The organism is Flavobacterium flavigenum (genome assembly GCF_027111255.2).
In the GTDB taxonomy this organism is placed as follows: domain Bacteria; phylum Bacteroidota; class Bacteroidia; order Flavobacteriales; family Flavobacteriaceae; genus Flavobacterium; species Flavobacterium flavigenum.
On the sequence record NZ_CP114285.2, the window covers coordinates 1,722,454 to 1,746,719 of the forward strand.

Annotated in this window: 22 protein-coding genes; 6 read left to right on the top strand and 16 right to left on the bottom strand. The window is 33.8% G+C overall.

Features of this window, described 5'->3' with window-relative positions; all coding sequences use genetic code 11:
- Positions 1 to 94 precede the first annotated feature (94 nt).
- Complete coding sequence (locus tag OZP09_RS06605) at positions 95 to 4,174, top strand: Ig-like domain-containing protein (RefSeq protein ID WP_269237106.1); 4,080 nt, start codon at positions 95 to 97, stop codon at positions 4,172 to 4,174.
- Positions 4,175 to 4,219: 45 nt separating this feature from the next.
- On the opposite strand, the gene OZP09_RS06610 is transcribed toward OZP09_RS06605, so the two are convergent.
- The 4 genes from OZP09_RS06610 to OZP09_RS06625 all read right to left on the bottom strand — a co-directional run bounded on the left by OZP09_RS06610 (position 4,220) and on the right by OZP09_RS06625 (position 8,997).
- A complete protein-coding gene (locus tag OZP09_RS06610; protein ID WP_269237107.1) occupies positions 4,220 to 4,735 on the bottom strand; it encodes a tetratricopeptide repeat protein in 516 nt (171 codons plus the stop codon).
- Between the two features lie 28 nt (positions 4,736 to 4,763).
- Entirely contained in the window at positions 4,764 to 5,456 is a 693-nt protein-coding gene (gene prfH, locus OZP09_RS06615; RefSeq protein WP_269237108.1) for a peptide chain release factor H, read from the bottom strand.
- A gap of 14 nt (positions 5,457 to 5,470) precedes the next feature.
- Entirely contained in the window at positions 5,471 to 6,862 is a 1,392-nt protein-coding gene (locus tag OZP09_RS06620) for an RtcB family protein (protein ID WP_281310491.1), read from the bottom strand.
- An 857-nt stretch (positions 6,863 to 7,719) separates the two neighbouring features.
- Positions 7,720 to 8,997 (bottom strand): MFS transporter, encoded by a 1,278-nt coding sequence (locus tag OZP09_RS06625; protein ID WP_281310492.1) that lies wholly within the window; start codon positions 8,995 to 8,997, stop codon positions 7,720 to 7,722.
- A gap of 263 nt (positions 8,998 to 9,260) precedes the next feature.
- On the opposite strand from OZP09_RS06625, the gene bshC reads away from it, so the two are divergent.
- The 3 genes from bshC (at position 9,261) to OZP09_RS06640 (ending at position 12,834) form a co-directional block, all read left to right on the top strand.
- Positions 9,261 to 10,850, top strand: coding sequence for a bacillithiol biosynthesis cysteine-adding enzyme BshC (gene bshC / locus OZP09_RS06630; RefSeq protein WP_269237110.1), 1,590 nt, complete (start codon positions 9,261 to 9,263; stop codon positions 10,848 to 10,850).
- A gap of 115 nt (positions 10,851 to 10,965) precedes the next feature.
- A complete protein-coding gene (locus OZP09_RS06635; RefSeq protein ID WP_281310493.1) occupies positions 10,966 to 12,237 on the top strand; it encodes an acyltransferase family protein in 1,272 nt (423 codons plus the stop codon).
- Positions 12,238 to 12,414: 177 nt separating this feature from the next.
- The gene (locus OZP09_RS06640; protein ID WP_012026941.1) at positions 12,415 to 12,834 is read left to right on the top strand and encodes a nucleoside-diphosphate kinase; all 420 of its coding nucleotides are present in this window, start codon (positions 12,415 to 12,417) and stop codon (positions 12,832 to 12,834) included.
- A gap of 167 nt (positions 12,835 to 13,001) precedes the next feature.
- Here OZP09_RS06640 and OZP09_RS06645 read toward each other — a convergent pair whose 3' ends face one another.
- Positions 13,002 to 13,298, bottom strand: a complete 297-nt coding sequence (locus OZP09_RS06645) for a DciA family protein (protein WP_269237112.1) — start codon at positions 13,296 to 13,298, stop codon at positions 13,002 to 13,004.
- Entirely contained in the window at positions 13,279 to 13,719 is a 441-nt protein-coding gene (locus tag OZP09_RS06650; RefSeq protein ID WP_269237113.1) for a hypothetical protein, read from the bottom strand. Before OZP09_RS06650 ends, OZP09_RS06645 begins: the two co-directional genes overlap by 20 nt.
- Before the next feature lie 230 nt (positions 13,720 to 13,949).
- On the opposite strand from OZP09_RS06650, the gene OZP09_RS06655 reads away from it, so the two are divergent.
- Positions 13,950 to 15,014 (top strand): serine hydrolase domain-containing protein, encoded by a 1,065-nt coding sequence (locus tag OZP09_RS06655; RefSeq protein WP_269237114.1) that lies wholly within the window; start codon positions 13,950 to 13,952, stop codon positions 15,012 to 15,014.
- A 281-nt stretch (positions 15,015 to 15,295) separates the two neighbouring features.
- Here the strand turns inward: OZP09_RS06655 and ftsY are convergent, their stop codons facing one another.
- The 10 genes from ftsY to OZP09_RS06705 all read right to left on the bottom strand — a co-directional run bounded on the left by ftsY (position 15,296) and on the right by OZP09_RS06705 (position 23,253).
- Positions 15,296 to 16,249 (bottom strand): signal recognition particle-docking protein FtsY, encoded by a 954-nt coding sequence (ftsY, locus tag OZP09_RS06660; RefSeq protein WP_281310494.1) that lies wholly within the window; start codon positions 16,247 to 16,249, stop codon positions 15,296 to 15,298.
- Positions 16,250 to 16,556: 307 nt separating this feature from the next.
- On the bottom strand, positions 16,557 to 16,709 hold the full coding sequence (locus OZP09_RS06665; RefSeq protein ID WP_070261881.1) for a DUF4295 domain-containing protein: 153 nt from the start codon (positions 16,707 to 16,709) through the stop codon (positions 16,557 to 16,559).
- Positions 16,710 to 16,779: 70 nt separating this feature from the next.
- Positions 16,780 to 16,962 carry a 50S ribosomal protein L33 gene (rpmG, locus tag OZP09_RS06670; protein ID WP_017495179.1) on the bottom strand — a complete coding sequence of 61 codons (183 nt, stop codon included), beginning with the start codon at positions 16,960 to 16,962 and terminating at the stop codon, positions 16,780 to 16,782.
- Between the two features lie 27 nt (positions 16,963 to 16,989).
- A complete protein-coding gene (gene rpmB, locus OZP09_RS06675; protein ID WP_008468080.1) occupies positions 16,990 to 17,226 on the bottom strand; it encodes a 50S ribosomal protein L28 in 237 nt (78 codons plus the stop codon).
- Positions 17,227 to 17,299: 73 nt separating this feature from the next.
- Positions 17,300 to 18,550, bottom strand: a complete 1,251-nt coding sequence (locus tag OZP09_RS06680; protein WP_281310495.1) for a CinA family nicotinamide mononucleotide deamidase-related protein — start codon at positions 18,548 to 18,550, stop codon at positions 17,300 to 17,302.
- Positions 18,551 to 18,741: 191 nt separating this feature from the next.
- Complete coding sequence (locus OZP09_RS06685) at positions 18,742 to 19,086, bottom strand: Hpt domain-containing protein (protein ID WP_269237116.1); 345 nt, start codon at positions 19,084 to 19,086, stop codon at positions 18,742 to 18,744.
- The gene (locus OZP09_RS06690; RefSeq protein ID WP_269237831.1) at positions 19,086 to 19,697 is read right to left on the bottom strand and encodes a fumarylacetoacetate hydrolase family protein; all 612 of its coding nucleotides are present in this window, start codon (positions 19,695 to 19,697) and stop codon (positions 19,086 to 19,088) included. Before OZP09_RS06690 ends, OZP09_RS06685 begins: the two co-directional genes overlap by 1 nt.
- A gap of 66 nt (positions 19,698 to 19,763) precedes the next feature.
- Positions 19,764 to 20,534 carry a 3'-5' exonuclease gene (locus OZP09_RS06695; RefSeq protein ID WP_269237117.1) on the bottom strand — a complete coding sequence of 257 codons (771 nt, stop codon included), beginning with the start codon at positions 20,532 to 20,534 and terminating at the stop codon, positions 19,764 to 19,766.
- 162 nt (positions 20,535 to 20,696) lie between these two features.
- The gene (locus tag OZP09_RS06700) at positions 20,697 to 22,007 is read right to left on the bottom strand and encodes a dihydrolipoamide acetyltransferase family protein (protein ID WP_269237118.1); all 1,311 of its coding nucleotides are present in this window, start codon (positions 22,005 to 22,007) and stop codon (positions 20,697 to 20,699) included.
- A gap of 82 nt (positions 22,008 to 22,089) precedes the next feature.
- Complete coding sequence (locus OZP09_RS06705) at positions 22,090 to 23,253, bottom strand: glycosyltransferase family 2 protein (RefSeq protein WP_269237119.1); 1,164 nt, start codon at positions 23,251 to 23,253, stop codon at positions 22,090 to 22,092.
- Between the two features lie 252 nt (positions 23,254 to 23,505).
- Between OZP09_RS06705 and OZP09_RS06710 the strand changes: the two genes are divergently transcribed.
- Entirely contained in the window at positions 23,506 to 24,243 is a 738-nt protein-coding gene (locus OZP09_RS06710; RefSeq protein ID WP_269237120.1) for a tyrosine-protein phosphatase, read from the top strand.
- Positions 24,244 to 24,266 lie beyond the last annotated feature (23 nt).

Consider the following 24,266-nt stretch of genomic DNA (forward strand, 5'->3'; position numbering starts at 1 on the left):
ATATTTATTTTGTTTTTTGCGAAAAGATTCAACAGCTTAGTTTTGTTCTATTTTGTAGATATTTAATTACATTTGCGGGCATTAAATCATAGCCATGAAGCGAATTTTACTTTTTTTATCTTTATTATTTTTTACCCATACATTTTCGCAAAGCACAAATCATGCAATAGGTTTTAAAGAAAACAAAGGTCAGATTACAGATCAGAAAGGCAAACCGAATACGGCAGTAAAATATCTCTTAAATACTGGTGGTTTAAACGTTCAGTTAAGAAAAAATGGCTTTTCATATGATATTTATGAGGTAAAAAAAACGCCAATTGTTCTTTCGAAAACTTCGAAAACCCATCCTTATCAGATTCCGGAAAAAGATCATGACAAAAAACCTGAATATGATTTAGAGTATTTATTTCACCGAATAGATATTGATTTTGTAAATTCAAATTCGAAAGTTGAATTAATTACAGATCAGGAATCAAAAGATTTTGACAATTATTACAACATTCCAAACAAACCCGAAGGTATTATTGGAGTGCATCAATATAAACAGATAACTTACAAAAATATTTACCCAAATATTGATGTTGTTTTTACGATTCCGGCTGATCCTAAAAAAGTGGTTGAATATAATTTTATCGTTCATCCAAAAGGAAAAATATCCGATATTCAATTAAAGTTTAATGGTGCCGAAACAGATTTAGTTGAAAATAAAATCCAAATGAATGTGCGTTTTGGAAAAATGGAAGAAACGCTTCCAGCTAGCTGGATTGAAGATGGAATCACCAAAAAGGAGATTTCTGTTGGTTATAAGAAGATTAAAAATAATGTTTATGGGTTTAAAACTTCTAATCAAGTTTCAGACAAAACTGTAATTATTGATCCGGTGCCAATAAGATTATGGGGAACTTATTATGGAGGAGAAGGAGGCGACTTTTCAACTGCTTTGTGCAATGATACAAATAACAATGTTTACTTTTCCGGATATACCCGAAGTACTACAAATATAGCTACAATTGGCTCAATTCCTGAATCAAGCTTGTCGACATATTATAATGGATTTGGATATGTTACTAAATTTGATCAAGATGGTCATAGAATTTGGGGAACTTACTATTCTGTAATTCCATATACTATAAAAGTTGATTCAAATGGAAATCTATATTTTACAGGTACGGAACATATCGATGCGACTAACGTTACCACCTCAAATTCGCATCAGCCATCAAAAAACATGTACGATTATTCTGCTGCATATCTTGTGAAGTTGAATTCATCAGGATTAAGAGAATGGGGTACATACTACGGAGCTGAAAGTTTTGATTTTGGAAATGATTTATGCTTTGACAAATCTGATAATGTTTATTTGGTGGGGAGAACACAAAGTACTACTCAAATTTCGACTCCTGGAAGTTATCAACCTATACATGGTGATGGTTATCTTGATAGTGATGGTTATATAGTAAAATTTAGTCCTCAAGGAGTCCGATTATGGGGAACTTATTTTGGGGGAACAGGAAATGACGAAATTAATTCGTGCAATATTTCTGACGACGGTTTTTTGTATGTAACTGGAAATACAACCAGTATTAGTGACATTGCAACGCCTAACTCTTATGAACCAAATTTTATAGGCTACGGCTCTGCAATGATAGCAAAATTTACATTGGACGGTATGAGAATTTGGGGAAGTTATTGCAACGGAGCAAGATTTTCAACTATAAGTAAATCAGTAGTAAAAGAAAATTTTTTATATATCATAGGTAAAACTGATTCACATAATAATCTAATTAGTACAAATACTTTTAATCCAACCTTTCAACGTTCATCATTTTGGTTAGGATCTGATTACAATAGCTATGTTATTAAATTTGATCTTAGTATACAAAAACAGGTTTGGGGTACATACTTTGGTGAAATTATTCAAGATATTGCTGTTAACTCTAAAAACAAAGTCATAATAGAAGGTTGTACAGACATAAAAGATGGAATAGCAACACCTAATGCATATTCTACATCTCCTCAGTATGGTGATGCATACATGATAAAGCTTGATGAAAATGGTCAAAGAGAATGGGGAACTTATTATGGAGGAAATTATAGTGAAGGAATTAATACTGCAGCAGATGTAATTAATAAAATTTCAATAGACAAATCAGATAATATATATTTAGTTGGAAACACACAAAGTTCCAAAGGGATTTCGACCCCTGGAGCCCATCAAGAAAAATATTCATTAAATTCTGTTGGAGATATTCGTAATGTTTATTTAGCCAAATTTCAAGACTGTCTGTCAGACCCACAGGTCAAAAGCAACTCACCAGTCTGCATTGGCAAAACATTAGAACTTATAGCATCCGGAGGAACAAACTATTCCTGGACTGGACCAAACGGTTTTACATCAACAGACCAAAATCCAGTAATTACAAATGCTTCTTTGGCTAATTCAGGAGAATACAGCTGCTTGATTACAGGAACCGGTGGTTGTGATGATACTAAAAAAATCACAGTTGTTATTGGTGATATCCAAGCTCCTATACCTAATATTGCTACTTTACCCTCAATAACAGGTGATTGTAATACTATAATCAACACTTTACCAACCGCTACAGATGCCTGCGCAGGGATAATTACAGGAGTAACTTCGAATCCATTATCATACACACTTCCTGGAAGCTATATTATTGTTTGGAATTATAATGATGGAAATGGAAATACTTCTAAACAAGAGCAAACCGTTACTATTACAAGTCAACCGGTTCCGGTCGCTAATACTCCACAAGTTTTCTGTATACAAGAAAATGTCACTTTAGACGATATCGCAATTACAGGACAAAATATAAAATGGTATGATCACCAAACAACAGGATCACTTTTGCTTAATACAACATTACTACAAAATAATATTGTCTATTATGCTTCACAAACTATAAATGGCTGTGAAAGCGAAAGAATTCCAGTTACAGTAAACATTCAAAATACTCTTCCTCCAACAGGAAATACAAATCAGCCATTCTGTACAGGTCAGAATCCAACAATTGCAGATATTCAAATTACTGGAAATCAAATAAAATGGTATGACGCTTCTATAAATGGAAATCTTCTCCCAGCTACAAAAAATCTTCAAAACGGTAAAACTTATTATGCAACACAAACTAAAAACGGCTGTGAAAGCGAAAAATTCGGAGTTACAGTATCAATAGTAAATACGCCTTCAGCTCCAATAAAAAATGGAAATACAGAATTCTGCAAAAGCGAAAATGCAACTTTAAACAACATCAGCCTTACAGGTCAAAATATAAAATGGTATGAGTCTAATACCTCAACAACTGTTTTACCAAATACAACTTTGTTAGAAAACAACATAACCTATTATGCTTCGCAAACTGTTGGATGCGAAAGTAACAGAACACCTGTTTCAGTTTCAGTTTATAATACGCCATTACCTAACGGAAATAACAATCAACAGTTTTGCATTGATGAAAACGCCACAATTACTGATCTGAATATTTCCGGAACAAATGTTAAATGGTATGACGCCACGACAAATGGAACTAATCTATCAGCAACAACATTGCTGCAAAACGCTACTTATTATGTTACACAAACACTAAATAATTGTGAAAGCGGAAAGCTTGGTGTTACAGTGAAAATTCAGGATACTCAAAAACCAATTGCCAACTCAGCACAAACATTCTGTATTCAGCAAAATGCTATAATAGATGACATTAAAATTAATGGAGAAAATATAAAATGGTATGATCAGCCTGCAGAAGGAATTAATTTATCAGAATCTACCCCTCTTCAAAATGGAATTACCTATTATGCTTCTCAAACAATAAAGGATTGCGAAAGTGAAAGAACTCCAGTGACAATCCAAATTATGGAAGCCACTACAGCCAATTGTATCAATTTTGTTGATGAACTTCCATTTCCGAAATTTTTCACCCCTAATAATGATGGTTCTAATGATTTCTGGACAATTGATTTTGCCTATTTAAAACCTAATATGGGAATCCGGATTTTTGACCGATATGGCAAATTCATCAAAGAACTAGCTCCCAATACAGCCTGGGACGGAACTTATATGGGTCAAAACTTACCGGCTTCGGATTATTGGTTTGTTGTAACCCGATTAAATGAAACAGAATTTAGAGGACATTTTAGCCTGAAACGATAAATTAAAACCAAAAAAGGATGCCATTTAACTGACATCCTTTCTTTTTTACTTTTTCTTCTTGGCCGACTTATCTTTTTTAGTATCACCATTGAGTTTTTTGTTCAGCCTTTTTTCAGATTCTTCAATCATATAATCATAGCAAGTATTGATTGTAGAAAGCTTTACTTTTTTAATCACTTTCAACGCTTTTTTAAATTCTTGCTGACGTTCTAAAAGTGTGATTTTCTTCAAAAGAATTTCTACTTTATTGATTCCTTTGACAGTCAATGCAAAATCAATCAGTTTCATTGCTTCATCGTAATCTTCATTCAAAATTAAGGTATGAATGTAAAAAGGATACACTTCTAAAGCATAAATATTAATCGAAAGTGCTTTTTGAAAATACTCTTTGGCTTCTTCATATTTCAATAACTGATCTGCGAAAACCTGACCGTATAAACACAAGGCCATGATATTTTTATCATCATAAGACAAAGCATAATCCAAAGATTCGATGGTTCCTTCCAACCAATACGGATAATTGTCTAATGCCTGAAAAAGATATTTATCTACTGTTTTCATAATTTTTCTATTCGAAAATGCAAAGATTCTATTGTTCACGGTCGAAATAATCTTCCCGTTTTAATCTTTGCCGTTCCTGTTTGTAATTTTTAACTTGTTTTTGTTTTTTAAAATCTGAACCTTGAAAAATCCGAATCGGATTGCCTCGCTGAATTTGTAATTGATTGATCCATTGTGCCTGAAATTCGGCTTTGAAATGTTTTACGGTTTCATCTTTAAACTTCTGCAACAATCTTTCTGTTGCCAGTTTTTTATTCTGATGCTGAGATCGAGAATCCATAGCCACTACGCTAATTCCTGTTGGAACGTGAGTTGCTCGTACTGCCGAACTTACTTTGTTTACATGTTGTCCTCCCGCACCAGAACTGCGCATCGCCTGATACTGAATATCTTTTTCTGCAATTTCTGTCGTTGTCGCTTTATCAACTTCAAAAATTCCGATAAACCAATTTTTACGTTTATGAAATTTCCTAAACTGACTCTGCCCGATCCATTGAATAGTTCCAACCCACGAGTTTACGAATTCATTTAGATTATCACTTTCGAGTAAAATTGTGGCTGTTTCTACGGTTCCGTTTTCGATTCCTTTTTCACGTTTAAGCAAGGTTGTTTTTATTTTATTACCATGTGCTTCTTCCAGAAAAGTTTTCAGCACCTGAGCCACAACCCAGCTGCATTCAGCCGGACCGCGCCCTGATGTTATTTGAATTATTTTTTCCATAATTTCTGTTTTTTCTAGCGATCCATTCTAACGATTTTTGGAGTGAATGTACCTAATACATCTACCAATTCGTTTTGGTTTGCCATTACTTTATTAATGTCTTTGTACGCCATTGGCGCTTCGTCAATATTACCGCCAATCAAAGTCACGTCGTTTTCTTTGAGCACTTTTTTAATTTCACTTTGCGTAAAAGTTTCTTTGCATTTTTTTCTCGAAAACAATCTTCCTGCACCATGAGAAGCAGAGTTCAAACTTTCCGTATTTCCTTTTCCCTGAACAATAAATCCCGGAGCAGTCATCGAACCCGGAATAATTCCGAGTTCTCCAGCGTTTGCAGGAGTTGCACCTTTTCGATGCACAATAGCTTCTTTGCCGTTTACGATTTCTTTCCATGCAAAATTGTGATGGTTTTCAATGGTTACAACCACTCTTTTTCCAATCGCTTTTGCAATTCGGCGGTGAATATCGTCATGACAGGCTTTGGCATAATCTCCTGCTAAATTCATAGCAAGCCAGTATTCCTGACCATCATGAGTGTTCAAATCCAGCCATGCCAGATGTTGCACATTTTTTGGTAACGGACATTGTTTGGTTGCCAGATACGTATAATGTTTGGCGATATTAGCACCCAAACCTCTTGAACCACTATGGGAAAGCACTGCAAAATATTCCCCAACTCCGATCTTCCATTCATTAAGCGGATCGGTGATTTTTGCAATTCCGAATTCTACAAAATGATTTCCTCCACCAGAAGTTCCTAATTGTTTGTAAGCTTTACTTAAAAGGTTTTTCAAAAGCGGAATATCCTGAAATTCACTTCGGCTAAATACTTCATGATCTGCACGAATAGTGTGAGTTTCATACATTCCAAATTTGGTATTGTCTTTTAAAATAGCCTGCAGCTGCTGCTCTTTTCCTTTGAAGAAAGAAGCCGGAATATCAAAAATTGACAAACTCATTCGGCAGCCTATATCTACTCCAACTCCATAAGGAATTACAGCATTATCTGTCGCCAGAACTCCACCAATTGGCAATCCGTAGCCGGAATGCGCATCCGGCATTAAAGCTCCGGCTACTGAAATTGGTAATTTTAAGGCATCATACAACTGATATTTTGCCTGTTCATCAATCTCATTTTCTCCGAATATCGAAAAAGGCACTCTTGTGTTGTTAAGCTGATGCATTCTGACCTGTACCGGATTTACTAATCCTTCCGCAACTTTTCCCCAGGTTCCGTGTCCGGTAAATCTTTCCGGAAACAGTAAAACTTCTTTGGCCTCGGTTAATATACTTTCTTTTTTTTCTCTTTTTCTGTATCGGTTGATTTGCCCCAAGGCAATATTGATACTATTGTTTTTTGGAAAGCCTATTTTAATCAGGTCTTTTCCGGATAATTTATTTCCCATTTGTTTTTTACTATTGAAATTCTTTCAAAATCAATATTGCCTTTTTCTTTTTTGCAAAAAAATGAATGCTTTACATCAAACTATTTAAGGCGTAAGAATGTAACGCAAAACATCATGCAAACTAAGAGCAATAGATTTTGATCAACATTTTTATCTGAAACAGATAAATTTAGTTCGGATATTCGGGAATTTTTGAAGTGTCTAGAATAAAAAAAGCCCGAAAGTTATTTTCCTTCGGGCTTGTTCATATCTCTAAAATTGATTTGCTATGATTGAGAAAAGCCACGAAGACACATGCCAACAGAATCTGATCCTGATGCGATGTTTTGAGAGGTAAGGTTTAATACAAACATTGTCTTCGTTTATTAATAGTTAATTACTTATTTTCTGATGCAAATTTTGTGAATTATTTTTTTAATAAACAAATTAAATCATAAAACTTTCTTAAAATATTTTCAAAGCACTAAAAAATAAGCAGTTTAAAAATTATTTTTTTTACATCTATTTCATTTTTTAAACCCTAACCATACTCATTATTTCCAATGTTTAAAAGCGATGATTATAGAATGTTCATAAAAAACAAAATTTATCCCCTTAGCCCCGATTACTTCACTTAACATTTATCCTAATCGGAGTTCAGTGAACTTCGTTTGCAGTGAAAATCCTTTTTTGCCGGGGTTTGGCATAAAAGATTACTTCACTTAACTTTTATTTCAATCGGAGTTCAGTGAACTTCGTTTGCAACGGAAAGCGGGACTTTGTTTAATTAAAAACCTAATTTTCTGCTTCTAAATTTAATCCAAAAAAAAGAGGTAACGAATGACTCGTTACCTCGGTATAAATTAGTTTTGAAAATACTAAAACTGATGTACTTTTTTAGAAATCACTAAAAAGGAAACTAAAGAAACAAAAGCCGCAATTGTCAGATAAAAACCAACATAATTCAAACCATACGTACTGGCCAGCCAAATGGCAATCATCGGTGCAAAAGCGGCACCTAAAATTCCTGCCAGATTAAAAGTCAAGGAAGCACCTGAATAACGAACAGTCGTAGGAAACAACTCTGATAAAAAAGTTCCCAAAGGTCCATAAGTAAAGCCCATCAAAGACATTCCGATACAAACAAAAGAGGTTATTAAAAACGGACTTCCTGAATTGAGGAATAACGAAAAGAGAAATCCGAAAATCGCAATAGCAATTGTTGTAAAAATTAATATTTTTCTACGGCCAATTTTATCTGCAACCAAAGCTGAAACCGGAATAAAAATAGCAAAAAACAATACCGAAAACAGTTGGATCAATAAAGCATCTCTTTTTACATAACCTAAATCTGAAGTAACCCAGCTCAGGGTAAATACGGTCATTAAATAAAATACCAAAAATGTAGTTACTGCTGCTAATGTTCCGAAAATTAATTGGTTTTTATAGGATTTAATAAGAGTCAAAAACGGAACTTTTACTTCTTCGTGCGCATTTTTAGAATTTTCAAATGATGGAGTTTCTGTAATTTTGGTTCGGATATAAAAACCAACTATAACCAATAGCGAACTGGCGATAAAAGGAATTCTCCAGCCGTAATTCATGAAATCTTCATTACTCATGGAATCCGTCAGCAACAAGAAAGTCCCTCCTGAAAGCAACAATCCGATTGGCGCTCCCAATTGCGGAAACATCCCGTACCAGGCACGTTTGTGTGGTGGTGCATTTTCAATGGCTAATAAAACAGCTCCTCCCCACTCTCCTCCTAAACCTACACCTTGTCCAAATCGACAAAGCATCAATAACAATGGAGCGGCCACACCAATACTGGCATAACCAGGTAAAAATCCTATTGTAACTGTAGAAATTCCCATAGTCAATAAGGCTGCAACTAATGTAAATTTTCGACCGATTTTATCTCCATAATGTCCAAAAAAAGCAGAACCCAGCGGACGGGATAAAAAGGCTATTGAAAAAGTAGCTAATGATTCTAAAGTTGCCATGGTAGCATCTGAACCGGGAAAAAATAATTGAGGAAAAACCAATACGGCTGCATTGGCATAAATATAAAAATCAAAAAATTCAATTGTAGTGCCAATAAGGCTTCCAAACAGAACATGCTTTAAGGAGTTCTTTTGATTAGGGTTACTTTCCATATAACTTTTATATAACTTTTTTATCTGCAAAAATAGAGTTTCATTGTAAATAATTCAGTTTTAGAAAAATTAGTTTCACAACACTCAAGTTTTTTAACAAATTTTGTAAATTTTCATTGTTACACAACTTCTCAAAAAACTAAAAAGCTGATTACAAAGTTTTTAAACCAAAAAATAAAAATCAAATCATAAGCAATCGTTAAAACCATTTTTAACTGCATATTTTCATTAAATTTACAGCTGTCAAAAATAAATTCAAAATTATGCCAACCGACTGTATCAGCTATCAAAACTCAGGGTATTTCTCTAAATTGATGCAAGACTATTTAGATCAGAAACCAGAATTAAAACCGCTGTACAATCACTTTCCAACACTTGAAAATTTCGAAAAACAAATTATCGAAAAGCAATCAAATTTTGATAACGCAAATCGGGTTGCATTAGTAGATACATTAAAAAAACAATATCAAAATATCGAAATCTCAGATTCGACTAAACAAAATATTGAACTTTTAACACTAGAAAACACATTTACAATTACAACAGGTCATCAGCTAAATTTATTCAGCGGACCATTATATTTTCTTTATAAAATCATTTCAACTATTAATCTTACCAAAGAATTAAAGTCGAAATATCCATCGAATAATTTTGTTCCGATTTACTGGATGGCAACGGAAGATCATGATTTTGAAGAAATCAATTATTTTAATTTTAAAGGAAAAAAATTCCGTTGGAACAAAGAAAGTACGGGGCCTGTTGGAAGACTCTCGACGGAAGGTTTAGCCGAATTTCTGGAAATTTATGCTTTAGAATTGGGATCAAGTACGAATGCCAATACGCTGAAAAAACTGTTTGAAGATGCTTATCTGAAACATGATAATCTTGCAGATGCAACACGTTTTTTAGCCAATAGTCTATTTGCTTCTCAGGGCTTGGTTATCATTGATGCAGATGATTCTGACCTGAAACGAGCTTTTATACCGTATGCAAAAGAAGAATTAGTAAAGCAGACTTCGTTTAAAACTGTACAGAAAACAATCGAAAAACTGACCGATTATAGTGTTCAGGTAAATCCACGCGAAATTAATTTGTTTTATATCGAAGATAATTTGCGTGAGAGAATCATTTTCGAAAAAGACAGATACTTTATAAACAATACGAAAATCTCATTTTCTAAGGGAGAAATTTTCTCTGAACTAGAAAACAATCCTGAAAAATTCAGTCCAAATGTAATTATGCGTCCGTTGTATCAGGAAATTATCTTACCTAATTTATGCTACATTGGCGGAGGCGGAGAAATTGCTTACTGGCTGGAATTGAAATCATTTTTTGATGCCGTAAATATAACTTTCCCAATACTTTTAGTCCGTAATTCAGTACTTCTGGCAACCGAAAAACAGGTTAAAAAAGCAGATCAGTTGCATTTAAACTGGAAAGACTTATTTACGAAACAAGAAGATTTATTAAACGCTGTAACACATAAAATATCAGCTTTTACAATTGATTTATCTGCTCAAAAAGAAATTCTGAAAACCCAGTTTCAATATCTTTACGAATTAGCAGATCAAACCGATAAATCTTTTTCAGGTGCAGTAAAAGCTCAGGAAATTAAACAGACAAAAGGTCTTGAAAACCTTGAAAAACGTTTGCTTAAAGCACAAAAAAGAAAATTGCAGGATCAATTAAAAAGAGTTACTGACTTGCAGTGCGAATTGTTTCCAAATAACAGTTTACAGGAACGTCAGGTCAATTTTTCTGAATTTTATTTAGAAAAAGGCGAACAATTAATTCCATTATTAACTCAAAAATTAAAACCTTTAGAAACTAATTTTTCAATTATTACAATATAGATACCGATAAAATACTACAACAATCAGGAATAAAATAACCACTCCGTTCCGGATTATTGTTTCAAACCAAATAGCGATTTTTAAAATAATTAACTAACCAATTTACCCAAAACAAATGGTAAAAGAACGCTTAATTTCGCTAGATGTCTTTCGTGGACTCACTATTTTATTAATGACAATTGTCAACAATCCCGGAGACTGGGGCAATGTTTATCCTCCTCTCTTACATGCCGACTGGCATGGATGCACCCCAACCGATTTGGTATTTCCTTTTTTTGTTTTTATTATGGGAGTTGCTGTTCCGCTTGCGATGCCTGAAAAATTTTATGGCAGTACAACATTCAGTAAAATTTTAGTCCGCTCACTTCGAATGTTATGTCTGGGAATTTTCTTCAACTTTTTTGGTAAAATTCAATTATTCGGACTCGACGGAATTCCACTTTTAATTGGAAGATTAGCCATAACCATTGCTATTGGTTATGCTTTAATGGGAAGTTTTAGTTCTAAAGTAAAAAACATTTTAGCTTTTTCAATTCTGCTTATTTATCTGGTTTTGGCCTACAGCGATATAGAAGCCTATCATAATGTAAGGCTTCCTGGGGTTTTACAACGAATTGCCATTGTATATTTCGTAGTTTCACTTTTATATTTAAAAACTAATTTAAAAACACAAATTATAACCGGAGCAGTTTTAATATTAGGATATTGGGCTATAATGACACTGATTCCCGTTCCCGGAATTGGAGAAGCAAATCTTGAAAAAGGAACCAATCTGGCATCATGGCTTGATAGTATTTTGCTAAAAGGTCATATGTATAGCGGTACTGTCACCTGGGATCCAGAAGGAATTTTAAGTACCATTCCATCCATTGTAAATGGAATTATCGGACTATTAATTGGACAGCTTTTGCAAAGTGATAGTTCTAAAGTAAAAAAAGCATTAAAAATGGGCAGGATTGGTGCTTTTCTTGTCATTTCAGGATTACTTTGGGATTTGGTTTTTCCAATCAACAAATCGCTTTGGACAAGCAGTTACGTTTTATTCACAACTGGATTGGCAACCGTATTTTTTACCATATTATATTATCTGATTGATATTGCAGAATATAAAAAAGGTTTTAAACCATTCCTTATCTGGGGTGTAAATCCGATAATTGTTTTTTTCTGTTCTCAGATTATTCCGCAGGCTTTGGTAATGATCCAGTTTCAAAATCCAAAAAATCCCGAAGAACAAACCAATCTTTTAGATTTCTTATACCGCTTCTGGATTGCGCCATTCTTCAGTAACCAAATGACAGCCTCATTAGCCGGTGCACTGGTTTACGTTTGCATCTGGACATTTATTTTGTGGATATTCTACAGAAATAAATTAATATTTAAAGTTTAAAAATATTCCACCTATTTATAGAGACGCTTAGCAGTGCCTCTCTTTTTTTTGCAACATGATTCATTATTTAGATTTTTATTATTCAAAACATCATTGTAACCTATTTTAATTGTGAATATATTAAAATCAATTCGCAAAAAAGTTCTATTTTTGCACCAAATTTAAAAAACACAAAAAATGGCTACAAATAGAACTTTTACCATGATTAAGCCTGATGCAGTTGCAAACGGACACATCGGAAATATCCTGGCAATGATTACAAACGGAGGTTTCAAAATCGTTTCATTAAAATTAACGCAGTTAACTGTAGCTGATGCAAAAGCATTTTACGCAGTTCACGCAGAAAGACCTTTCTACGGAGAATTAGTAGAATTCATGTCACGCGGACCAATTGTTGCTGCAATTTTAGAAAAAGACAACGCTGTAGAAGATTTTAGAACTTTAATTGGAGCTACAAATCCTGCTGAAGCTGCTGAAGGAACTATTCGTAAAGCATACGCAACTTCTATCGGAGAAAATGCAGTACACGGATCTGACAGTGATGAAAATGCAGCTATCGAGAGTGCATTCCACTTTGCAGGAAGAGAGCAGTTTTAATTTAGACTTCTTAGATTATTGGATTTTTAGACATACTTAGATTCCTTAAAATCTTATAAAAGGAAACCCACTTCGTTGAAGTGGGTTTCCTTTTTTTAATCACTTTTTTTTTCAATCCAACAATCTAAAAATCTAGCTATCTAAGTTAGCCTAAAATTCTAAGAAGTCTATCGTAAAACCACATCCTTCACAACCTCACGCCCCAACTCTTCATTTATCATTTTAACGATTTTGGATTTCCCATGACTTAATTCTTCACGTAAAACAGCTGATGCCAGTTCTACATAAAGTGTAGTACCTTTAAGGATAACATTTCTTGTATACGTTTTTACACCATTCCCCATCAAATTTGCCCACGCGTCTTTTACATCAATCTGATCCATTCCGGGCTGCAATTTATTTACCTGAATAATCTGCTGCAAAACAGCTCCAATCGTACTTTCGTTATTTAGTCTTTTCGCCATCTTTTAATAAATTTACTGGTCCTGATTTTTTATAATGATATTCTTTATTCTGATTATTTTTCACAACAAAAGTCTCATCTGAAATTGAAATCAGCTCTTCGCTCCACTTTGCATAATCCGTTTTATAATCCAAAAACACTCCTTTATCTGTAAAACGAACAGATACATTTTCAAAAGTATTTGTTGTCAAAAAAGTTCCGTCAAGCTGTGCCATCACTTTTGTCCGTGTCCCTTTAGTCCCTTTAATCTGAAAATAATCAAAGTTCTCATTCATTCCGTATAACTTCTCCTCACCTTTATCAAAAACCACCTTTTCAATTTCCCAATAGCCATTCAGTTTTGCAATATCTGCCGGTTTAATTTCCTGTTTGCAGCCCACAAACAAAAGCGACACAACCAAAATCATAAAAGTGTTTTTCATACTATATATTTTAATAAGAAGCTGTTTCGTGCTGTCCGCTATATCTTTTTCCTGCTGGCAGCAGCAGGAAAAAGGATGCCGCTTCCATCAGGGCTAGGGCTCCGGTTTTCAAAAGATTTTTAGAGAACTACAAAGTTAACTTTATAAACTTTAAAAGAAATAAAAATCTGCTAAACACATTAAACTATTTTATATATTTTTGGTCATACCACAAACCAAAAACATAAACCATGACTAAAACAATTTACAAGATCCTGATTCTCTTAGTATGCATCAGCTGTAGTAAAGAAGACAACAGCTCTGACACCACTCCAACACAAAACATGTATTTCCCTCCTCTGACAGGAAATACTTGGGAAACCCAATCTATATCAGGCCTAAAGTGGAACCAAAATGCTGTTCAGCCGCTTTTAGACTATTTAGAACTCAAAAATTCAAAATCATTTATCATCTTGGTTAATGGCCGAATCGTTTTAGAAAATTACTTCGGAGATCATTCAGCAACCAAAAACTGGTATTGGGCAAGTGCAGGAAAAACATTAACCTCTACCGTTACAGGAATTGCCCAACAGGAAGACCTTATCAACATTAACAATAAAGTATCTCAATATCTGGGCACTGGGTGGACAAGCGAAACACTTGCGAAAGAGAATTTAATTACCTGCAAACATCTACTAACAATGACATCAGGTCTTGATGACAGCACTGATGATGTTGAACCAGCCAATCTAATCTACAAAGCCGATGCAGGTACACGCTGGGCATATCATAATGTTTACGTAAAACTTCAGGATCTTGTTGCAGCAGCAAGCAAACAGAACTGGTCAGTCTATTTCAACGCTAAATTGAGAGATAAAATTGGGATGGATGGCACTTGGGTTCAATTAGGCGTAAACAGCGTTTATACAAGCACTACCAGAAGCATGGCGCGTTTTGGTTTACTGATGCTGAATAAAGGAAAATGGGATAACAATACTATTTTGAATGAAACTTATTTCAATGAAGCCACTAACACATCCCAAAATATTAATTTAGGATATGGTTACCTTTGGTGGCTAAACGGAAAAGCGAATTATCATCTTCCTCAATCACAACTTACTTTTCAGGGAAGTGTAATTCCAACTGCTCCAAGCGATATGTTTATGGCTCTGGGAAAAAACGATCAAAAAATCTATGTTATTCCAAGCAAAAAAATGGTTGTCATTAGAATGGGAGATGCTGCTGATAATGTAAATCTGGCCTTATCTGATTTTGATAAGGTGTTATGGCAGAAAATTAGTGCATTATACCAATAACACAAAAGAATTACAGTAATTTCCATCCCTTACTTTTCAAAAAGCTTTTGCATTCCGTGCAGAAGCTTTTTGAATAAATTAAAAAAGCAAATAGAAAAAAACTATCGCTTTGTACGGATTCTTTTCAACATTCCTGCAAAAAAGAAAGACAGCCCCAATACCAATAGAACATAATAAAAAGACAAGCTTTTATCTTTTGAAACATTTGCAATAACAAAACACAGAACACTTGCAAAATAAAATGCAACAGGAGGTATATTTTTCATTTTATGTTTAAGGAATTATTTAAAAAAACTGTCAACGAATTCATATTTATTAAAGACTTGCAAATCTTCAATTCCTTCGCCGACACCTATGTATTTTACCGGAATTTGAAACTGGTCTGAAATGCCAATTACAACGCCGCCTTTTGCAGTTCCGTCTAATTTTGTAACAGCCAGGGAAGTTACCTCAGTTGCTGCTGTAAACTGTTTTGCCTGCTCAAAGGCATTTTGACCTGTAGAACCATCCAAAACCAAAAGTACATCGTGAGGAGCATCAGCTATAACTTTCTGCATTACACGTTTTACTTTTGAAAGCTCGTTCATCAGATTAATTTTATTATGCAAACGGCCTGCTGTATCAATAATTACTACATCAGCATTTTGTGCTACGGCTGACTGCAAAGTATCAAAAGCGACAGAAGCAGGATCGCTTCCCATATTTTGTCTCACAATTGGAACATCAACACGGTCTGCCCAAACCTGTAATTGATCGATTGCAGCCGCACGAAAAGTATCTGCAGCTCCCAAAACCACTTTGTGTCCGGCTTTTTTAAATTGATACGCCAACTTACCAATAGTAGTGGTCTTACCTACTCCGTTTACCCCGACAACCATTAGAACATACGGTTTTTTATCTTTTGGAACTTCAAATTCTGTTGCTTCCCCTGTATTGGTTTCAGACAATAAAGCCCCGATTTCATCTCGAAGAATCTGGTTCAATTCGTCTGTCCCTAAATATTTATCCTCAGCAACACGTTTTTCAATTCTTTCGATAATTTTCAGAGTAGTATTTACTCCTACATCAGATGCTACCAGAATCTCTTCCAGATTATCTAATACATCATCATCAACTTTGGATTTTCCGGCTACAGCCTTGCTTAACTTTGAGAAAAAAGTTGTTTTTGTTTTTTCAAGACCTTTATCTAAAGTCTCTTTTTTATCGGAAGAGAATAATTTTTTAAAAAAACTCATTTATTTTGTAGGTTTAAGATGTTAAGATTTTAGATAATCTGAAATCCAAATCTTTAAAGAAAGCCCATTGCTTAATTTAGCCCCGATTATATTTCACATAACTTCCTTTTCAATCGGAGTTAAGTAATCTACGTTTTCAGCCAAAACACCTTTATTCTGGAGTTCAGAATAAAACATTGTAGCAAAAAGCGGGGATTCATTATCAAAAAAAGCCAATTTGCAATGCTTCTTTAAATTTTAAACAAATATAAAAAATAAAAAAGCTACTTCCGAATGAAAGTAGCTTTTCTATATAATGTAATTGTAATTATTTCTTTTTCAAGAATTCATCAACTTCTTCAGGAGCCATAATAGATTCTACGAATGTATATGCACCAGTTTTAGGAGATTTAACCATTTTGATGGCTTTTGACAATCTCTTAGAAGCTGTTTGTAACGATGCTACGGTTTTCTTTGCCATGATTCAAATGTTATTGAAATTAATAAAAAAACAAATGACTGGATTTGAAATTTTATTAAACCTCTAATTATTACTTAATTTCTTTGTGAACAGTTACTCTTTTCAAGATTGGATTAAATTTTTTAATCTCTAATCTGTCCGGAGTATTTTTTTTGTTCTTTGTTGTGATGTATCTTGAAGTCCCTGCAACACCAGAAGTCTTGTGTTCAGTACATTCTAAAATTACCTGGATTCTATTACCTTTCTTTGCCATCTTGCTATATATTTATTTAGGAAAAGATTATTTGATAAATCCTTCTGACTGCGCTTTTTTCAAAACAGCAGTGATTCCATTTTTATTAATTGTTTTTATCGTAGATGCTGCTACTCTAAGAGTAATCCATCTATCTTCTTCTGGAAGATAAAAACGCTTTTTAACTAAGTTTACAGAAAACTTTCTCTTAGTTTTGTTCATAGCGTGAGAAACGTTATTTCCTACCATCGCTCTTTTACCTGTAAGGTCACAAACTCTTGACATTATACTTATCTTTTATCGTTATTCAAAATCAGGGTGCAAAGAAAAGAAAAATAAACCATTTAACAAAAAAATATTACACAATTTTCAAAATTTCTTTCTGTAATATTTCCAGACTCTTAATGGTAGCCCTATCTATCACTTTTTCACGTGGTTGCCCAAAGTTAAATTCTTCTGTAATGACACCATTTGGCGTGGCCAAAGCAATAAACACAGTTCCAATTTCAGCATCTGAGTCACCTTTCGATGGACCAGCATTGCCTGTTGTAGCAATAGCATAGTCAGTTTTAAGCAACTGTTTTACATTTAAAGCCATAGCCGATGCTACCTCTGCACTGACTACTGAAAATTCATCTACAAGATTCTGCGGAACCCCAAGAACATTCACTTTCGTTTCTGTTGCATACGAAACAACACTGCCTTTAAAGTAATGAGACGCTCCCGGAACAGCAGATAATAATGAAGCAATTTTTCCGCCAGTAAAACTCTCAGCAGTTGAAATAGTTTTATTTTGCTGAACTAACAATTTCCCTACAACAACTTCGATAGTTTCATCATCATCAAAACCTACTATAATATCGTGAATTATAGCATCCAATGACTTTACATTTTCTTCTATTGCCGCCTCCAAAACCTCTTTATCTGTACCTCTCGCGGTCAATCTCAAACGTACGCGACCCGGATTTGGAAGATATGCCAATTTAATAAACTCAGGCAGATTATTTTCCCAATGTTCAATACGTTCCGCAACTAAACTCTCGCCCTGCCCGTAAGTCAAAATGGTTTTATGAATAATATAAGGACGTTTATATTCGCGGACAATTTTAGGAATTATTTCTTCTTCAACCAGATACTTCATTTCATAAGGTACTCCAGGCAACGAAATAAAAACAGTATTTTCTTTTTTCATCCACATTCCGGGCGCTGTACCAACTTTATTATAAAGTATGGTACATGCAGAAGGAACCAGAGCCTGATCTTTATTCATCTGCGTAATCGGACGTTTAAAATGACCTTCGATTAACTGGGTAACATGAGCCAAAACTTCCGGATTTACAACCAGCTGATCATCAAAATATTCGCAAAAAGTTTTTTTTGTAACATCATCCTTAGTTGGACCTAATCCTCCAGTTACAATCACCAGATCGACTTTATTCTGGAGTTGTGAAAAAGTATCTAAAATATGTTTTTTATCATCGCTTATCGAAATCATCTCCCTCACCTCAACTCCAATTCGATCTAATGCTTTAGCCATGAATCCGGAGTTAGTATCAATAATCTGACCTATTAAAATTTCGTCTCCAATAGTAACGATTGTTGCTTTCATTTTTGATTTTTTTTATTCAACTTTAAGTTGTTTCCAGAAGTAAGACTGTGAGTAAACAGGATTGAGCAAAAGCAGAAACAGCAGCTTTTTGCAACATTAAAAACAGTTTGTCAAACAAATTTCCAGACAAAAGGCATATACCCCCTTCCTGAATTTTAATCCTGTCTTATAAAGCTAAAATAAGGCGTGTATTAAACATCGAAATCTTTTTTAATTTCTTTAACAGCTTCATTTACTTGTTTTTTAATGCTTTTAAAAGTTTCTATAATTTCTTTCTTTTTGCCTTCAGCCTTGGTCCAGGCTTCAACCTGCAAAATTTCTTCAAAAGCTACATTCAAACCCATCAAATCCAGGGTTGGTTTTATTTTATGCGCGTACGAGTAGGCGTGTTTGTGATCTTTCTTCTTAATTCCCTCTTTTATTTGCTTCAAATCTTCCGGCACTTCAGTAACAAACAATCTTAGAATTTCATTTACAAATTCCGAATCATTGTCTGAAAGTGCGTATACTTTTGATAAATTATATTTTAATGCCATTATTTTACTTGTATTCTAAATAATTTTTTATCCTCTAAAAAGCCTTCTAAAACATCATTTGGCTTAACCGCCGCAACTCCTGCAGGCGTTCCGGTAAATATAACATCACCTATTTTTAGAGTAAAATACTGTGATACATACGAAATAAGCTCATCTATTTTCCATAGCATGAGACTTGTATTGCCTTTCTGAACTGTTTTATTATTATTTACAAGTTCAAAATTAATATTTTCAACAGAACTAAAAAGTGTCTTCGGCAAAAAATCCCCAATTACTGCTGAACCGTCAAAAGCTTTGGCTTTTTCCCACGGCAGCCCCTTCTCTTTTAACTTTGTTTGTAAATCACGAGCTGTAAAATCAATCCCTACACTTATTTCATCATAATATTTATGTGCGAATTTAGGCTCGATATATTTACCAACCTTATTAATTTTTACAACAATCTCTATTTCATGATGAATATCTTCTGAAAATTCCGGAATAACAAACGGATGTTGCTTTAATAAAACCGCCGAATCCGGTTTCATAAAAATAACAGGTTCTGAAGGTCTTTCGTTTTTTAATTCTTCAATATGATTGGTATAATTTCTCCCGATGCAGATTATTTTCATATCAATTGTTGTTGGTTTCCAGTTGTCTGTTGTTAGTAAAAAAACCATCAACAAACAACTATTAACTTACTTGGTGTTTAACTTTCTTAATTTAATTGCCGTCAAAACTTTTTTCGTATACAAAGGAAAATCAGCATTTTGAATCCAGCTAAAATAGCCAGGTTCTGATTCTAAAACTTTTTCAACTTTTGCGCCTTTATGTTTTCCGAAAGTAAAAATTTCTTCATTGTCTTTATCAAAAGCAATCATTCCGGCAAAATCAGCAATTTTTTTGCGGGTTGTAAATTCTGACAATGACTTAATATCATTTTCCAGTTCAGGATAGCGATCTAACTGTGCTTTCAATATTTCATAAGTTGCCATTGTGTCTGCTTCTGCAGAATGTGCGTTTTCAAGATTTTTCCCGCAATAAAATTTTAATGCTGCACTTAATGTACGCTCTTCCATTTTATGAAAAATAGTCTGAACATCTACAGAAACTTTATTTTTCATATCAAAATCAACGCCCGCACGAAGCAATTCTTCAGCTAATAAAGGAATATCAAAACGATCTGAATTAAAACCTCCCAAGTCGCTGTCTTTAATCATATTGTAAACTTGTGGAGCCAACTCATTAAATGTTGGTTCATTCGCCACTTTTTCATCTGTTATACCATGTACCTCGGTTGTATGCGGCGGAATTGGAATTGTTGGATTAACTAACCAGGTTTTGCTTTCTTTATTTCCGTTTGGAAAAACTTTAAATATTGAAATTTCTACAATCCTGTCTTTTCCGATATCAATTCCGGTCGTTTCTAAATCGAAAAAGCAGATTGGTCTGCTGAGTTTGAGTTCCATTTTTTTATTTTTGAATTTACAAAAGTAATTTTTAAAGCCGAATTATCACTAATAATTACAGCAAACAACTGTTAAATTATTTTTACAAAAGCATATTTTACGAAAATAAAAAATCCGGCAAAATTGAATTCTGCCGGATTTAATCATTATTAATATATTATTTTAGAAATCCCTGTCGACATCAAATGCTTCTAAATACTCAGCAACACGCTTCACAAAGCTTCCTCCTAAAGCACCATCTACTACCCTATGATCATAAGAATGCGATAAAAACATCTTCTGACGGATTCCTATAAAATCACCTTCAGGTGTTTCTATGACCGCAGGAACTTTCCGAATAGCACCTAAAGCCAGGATTCCAACTTGTGGCTGATTGATAATAGGAGTTCCAAAAACACTTCCAAAAGTACCAACATTTGTCACAGTATAAGTTCCTCCCTGAGTATCATCAGGTTTTAGCTTTCCGCTTTTAGCACGATTTGCCAAGTCATTTACCGCTTTTGCCATTCCGACAAGATTTAACTGATCTGCATTTTTAATAACAGGCACAATCAGATTTCCGTTTGGCAAAGCAGCAGCCATTCCTAAATTTATATTCCTTTTTTTGATAATGTAATCTCCATCAACCGATATATTGATTCCCGGAAAATCTTTTATAGCTTTTGCAACAGCTTCCATAAAAATAGGTGTAAAAGTAAGTTTTTCACCTTCTCTTTTTTCAAAAGCAGCTTTAACCTTTTCTCTCCATTTGACAATATTCGTCACATCTACTTCAATGAAAGACTGAACATGCGCAGAAGTTTGAAGCGATGCTGTCATATAGCCAGAAATTAATTTACGCATTCTGTCCATTTCAACAATTTCATCCTCTCCATTAACAGAAACCGGAACTGCGTGTTGCGTTTTTTGAGGTATTGGTTCTGCTGATTTTGGAGAAAGTACAACTTCTACTTTTTTATCATCAGATTTACGGTTTTCAATGTATTTTAAAATATCTTCTTTCGTAACACGTCCTTCTTTTCCTGAACCGGGTATACCTTCTAATTCAGAGACAGAAATACCTTCCTCCTTAGCTATATTTTTCACCAATGGGGAAAAGAATTTATCCGAATCAGAGAAATTTTGAGGAGTTGAAACAGCTTCTCTGGCAGCATCAATTGTTTTCTCAATTTCAATTGCCTCAGCAGGAATTACCGTTTTTTCAATCGATTTTACTTCTGAAGTATTATCCCCTTCTGTTTCAATAATCGCTATAACTTGTCCAACCTGAACCAGATCATCTTTGCCAAATAATTGTTCAACTAAAATCCCCGACACTTCACTTGGTACTTCACTATCAACCTTGTCCGTTGCAATTTCCAGGACCGCTTCGTCAGCTTCAATTTTGTCTCCAACTTCTTTCAACCAGTTTGTAATGGTTGCTTCAGCTACACTTTCTCCCATTTTCGGAAGTCTCAATTCAAATCTTGCCATATTATTAACCTAAAAGGTGATTTTGATTTTCAGATTGCGAAATTACTAAATATTCAAAATATAAATTACATAAAATTTAATTTTACTCAATTTTTATTATTTGACCACGTTCGTTTTTAGAATTACTTCCAATTATAAAACTACTTTTTTTGGGTAAAATTTTAAAAGTAATATTAGTACGTTTAAGACTTTCTAAGATTTCGATACATTTTTTAAAAGAAACGTATTGATTATCTAAAATAATCTCAATTCTTTTACCCCCTGAAAGGAGGCACGAATTTACCATTTTTTCCTTTTTGAAATCGAAAAAACTTACTTTATTTTTTAAAACGGAAGACAATTGGGGGCTCAAAATTTCATTTTCCGAAAAGAAAACATAACTTTCCGGTAATGGATTTGACTTAGGTTTTCCCTGAAACATTTTAACAACCGAAAAAAGAAAAATTCCAACTTTAATAAAAACCGAAAAAAATAAGGATTTTCTAAAATGCTTCTGATAGAAAAATTCCATTGCCTCCTGAAATCTTCTCATGTATTTTTCGTCCTTAACAGTACTTTCTCCTTTATAATGTAGTACTGATGTTTCATGAAAATAATAATTATTTTTTTGCATTTGCAAAACAGAATAGGATAAATCTATATCGTCTGCATACATAAAACAATTTTCATCAAAACCTCCGATTTGCAAGTACAATTCGCGTTCCATAAACATAAATGCACCTACTAAAATATCAACCTTTCCTGTTTTATTTTCTGATAAATGCTGTGCATAATACTGATTGAAAAGCTTTTGTTTTGGAAAAATTTTATACAATCCAAAAATCTTGGTAAAAGCTACCCATGGCGTTGGGGTTCCGCGTTTGCTTTCAGGCAGAAAATTTCCTGTCCCGTCAATTAATTTACAGCCGATAATACCGAGATTCTTTTTTTCTTCGGCGAAAGCCAGAATTTTTATAAACGTATCTTCTGCAACTACTGTATCGGGATTAAGAATACAAATATATTTGCCTTTAGCCTCAGATACACCGATATTATTTCCTCTTGGAAATCCTGAATTTTCTTTATTTTCAATTAGTCGTACCTCAGGAAACCTGCTTTTCATCATTATGCAGCTATCATCATCAGAATTATTATCGACTACAATAATTTCCCCATGAATACCAGAAAGGGCTTCCTGAACACTCAATACACACTGTTCCAGAAAATAGCGTACATTATAATTAAGAATAACAACTGATAACTGCATCAAAAAATTTAAGTTGAAATATTTGGGAAAGTTAAAAATTTTCAATCAAACCCAACGTGATAAAAGACATTTTCATTATTCTGAAGATACATCACCAGATACTACTAATTTTATTTATATAATTTTAGAAATGATTCTTGCAATAGAACTCAAAATATTCGCATAAATGTTAATTCAAATTTCTTCACATCACAATGGTAAAACTCCGGCAATAAACAAAAATAGTTGTTGCATTTTTTCTACTTTTGCCTCATGCTATCATTTTTAAAACAAAAACCGCATTTAAAAGATCTTTTATCAGGTGATTATATTGATATTCACTCGCATTTATTGCCAGGAATAGACGATGGTGCCAAAACAATATCTGACACAGAGAGCCTAATAAAATCATTCGAAAAGATTGGGGTTTCGCAATTTATAACGACGCCCCATATTAGCCATTATATATGGAATAATTCTCCTCAGGCTATTCAGAAAAATCATGCCGAAACAAGCGGACTATTAAGCAATACTAATGCATCCAAACCTTTTTTGGCTGCAGCAGAATACTTTATGGACGACTGGTTTGAAAAACATTTTCAAAATGAAAAGCTTCTTCCTTTAAAAGACAATTATGTCCTGGTAGAAATGTCATATATAAATGCCCCCATACAGTTGTATAAAATTTTATTTGATTTACAGGTCGCAGGATACAAACCCGTTTTAGCACATCCGGAACGCTATTTATTTTATCATAAAAATTTCATTGAATACGAAAGACTAAAAAAAGCAGGATGTTTGTTTCAATTGAATTTATTGGCTGTTGTAGGCTACTACGGTGAAGAAGTTACTAAAATCTCTGAACAGTTATTAAAAAAAGGAATGTATGATTTTGTGGGCACAGATGTTCATCACAACAATCACATAGCTGCCTTTGATAAAAAAGTAAAAATAAATACAGTAGAAGCATTGAGGGAAATTATAGCCAACAATAATTTTTTCAAATTCTAAAATCCATCAGTTTACACCGATAA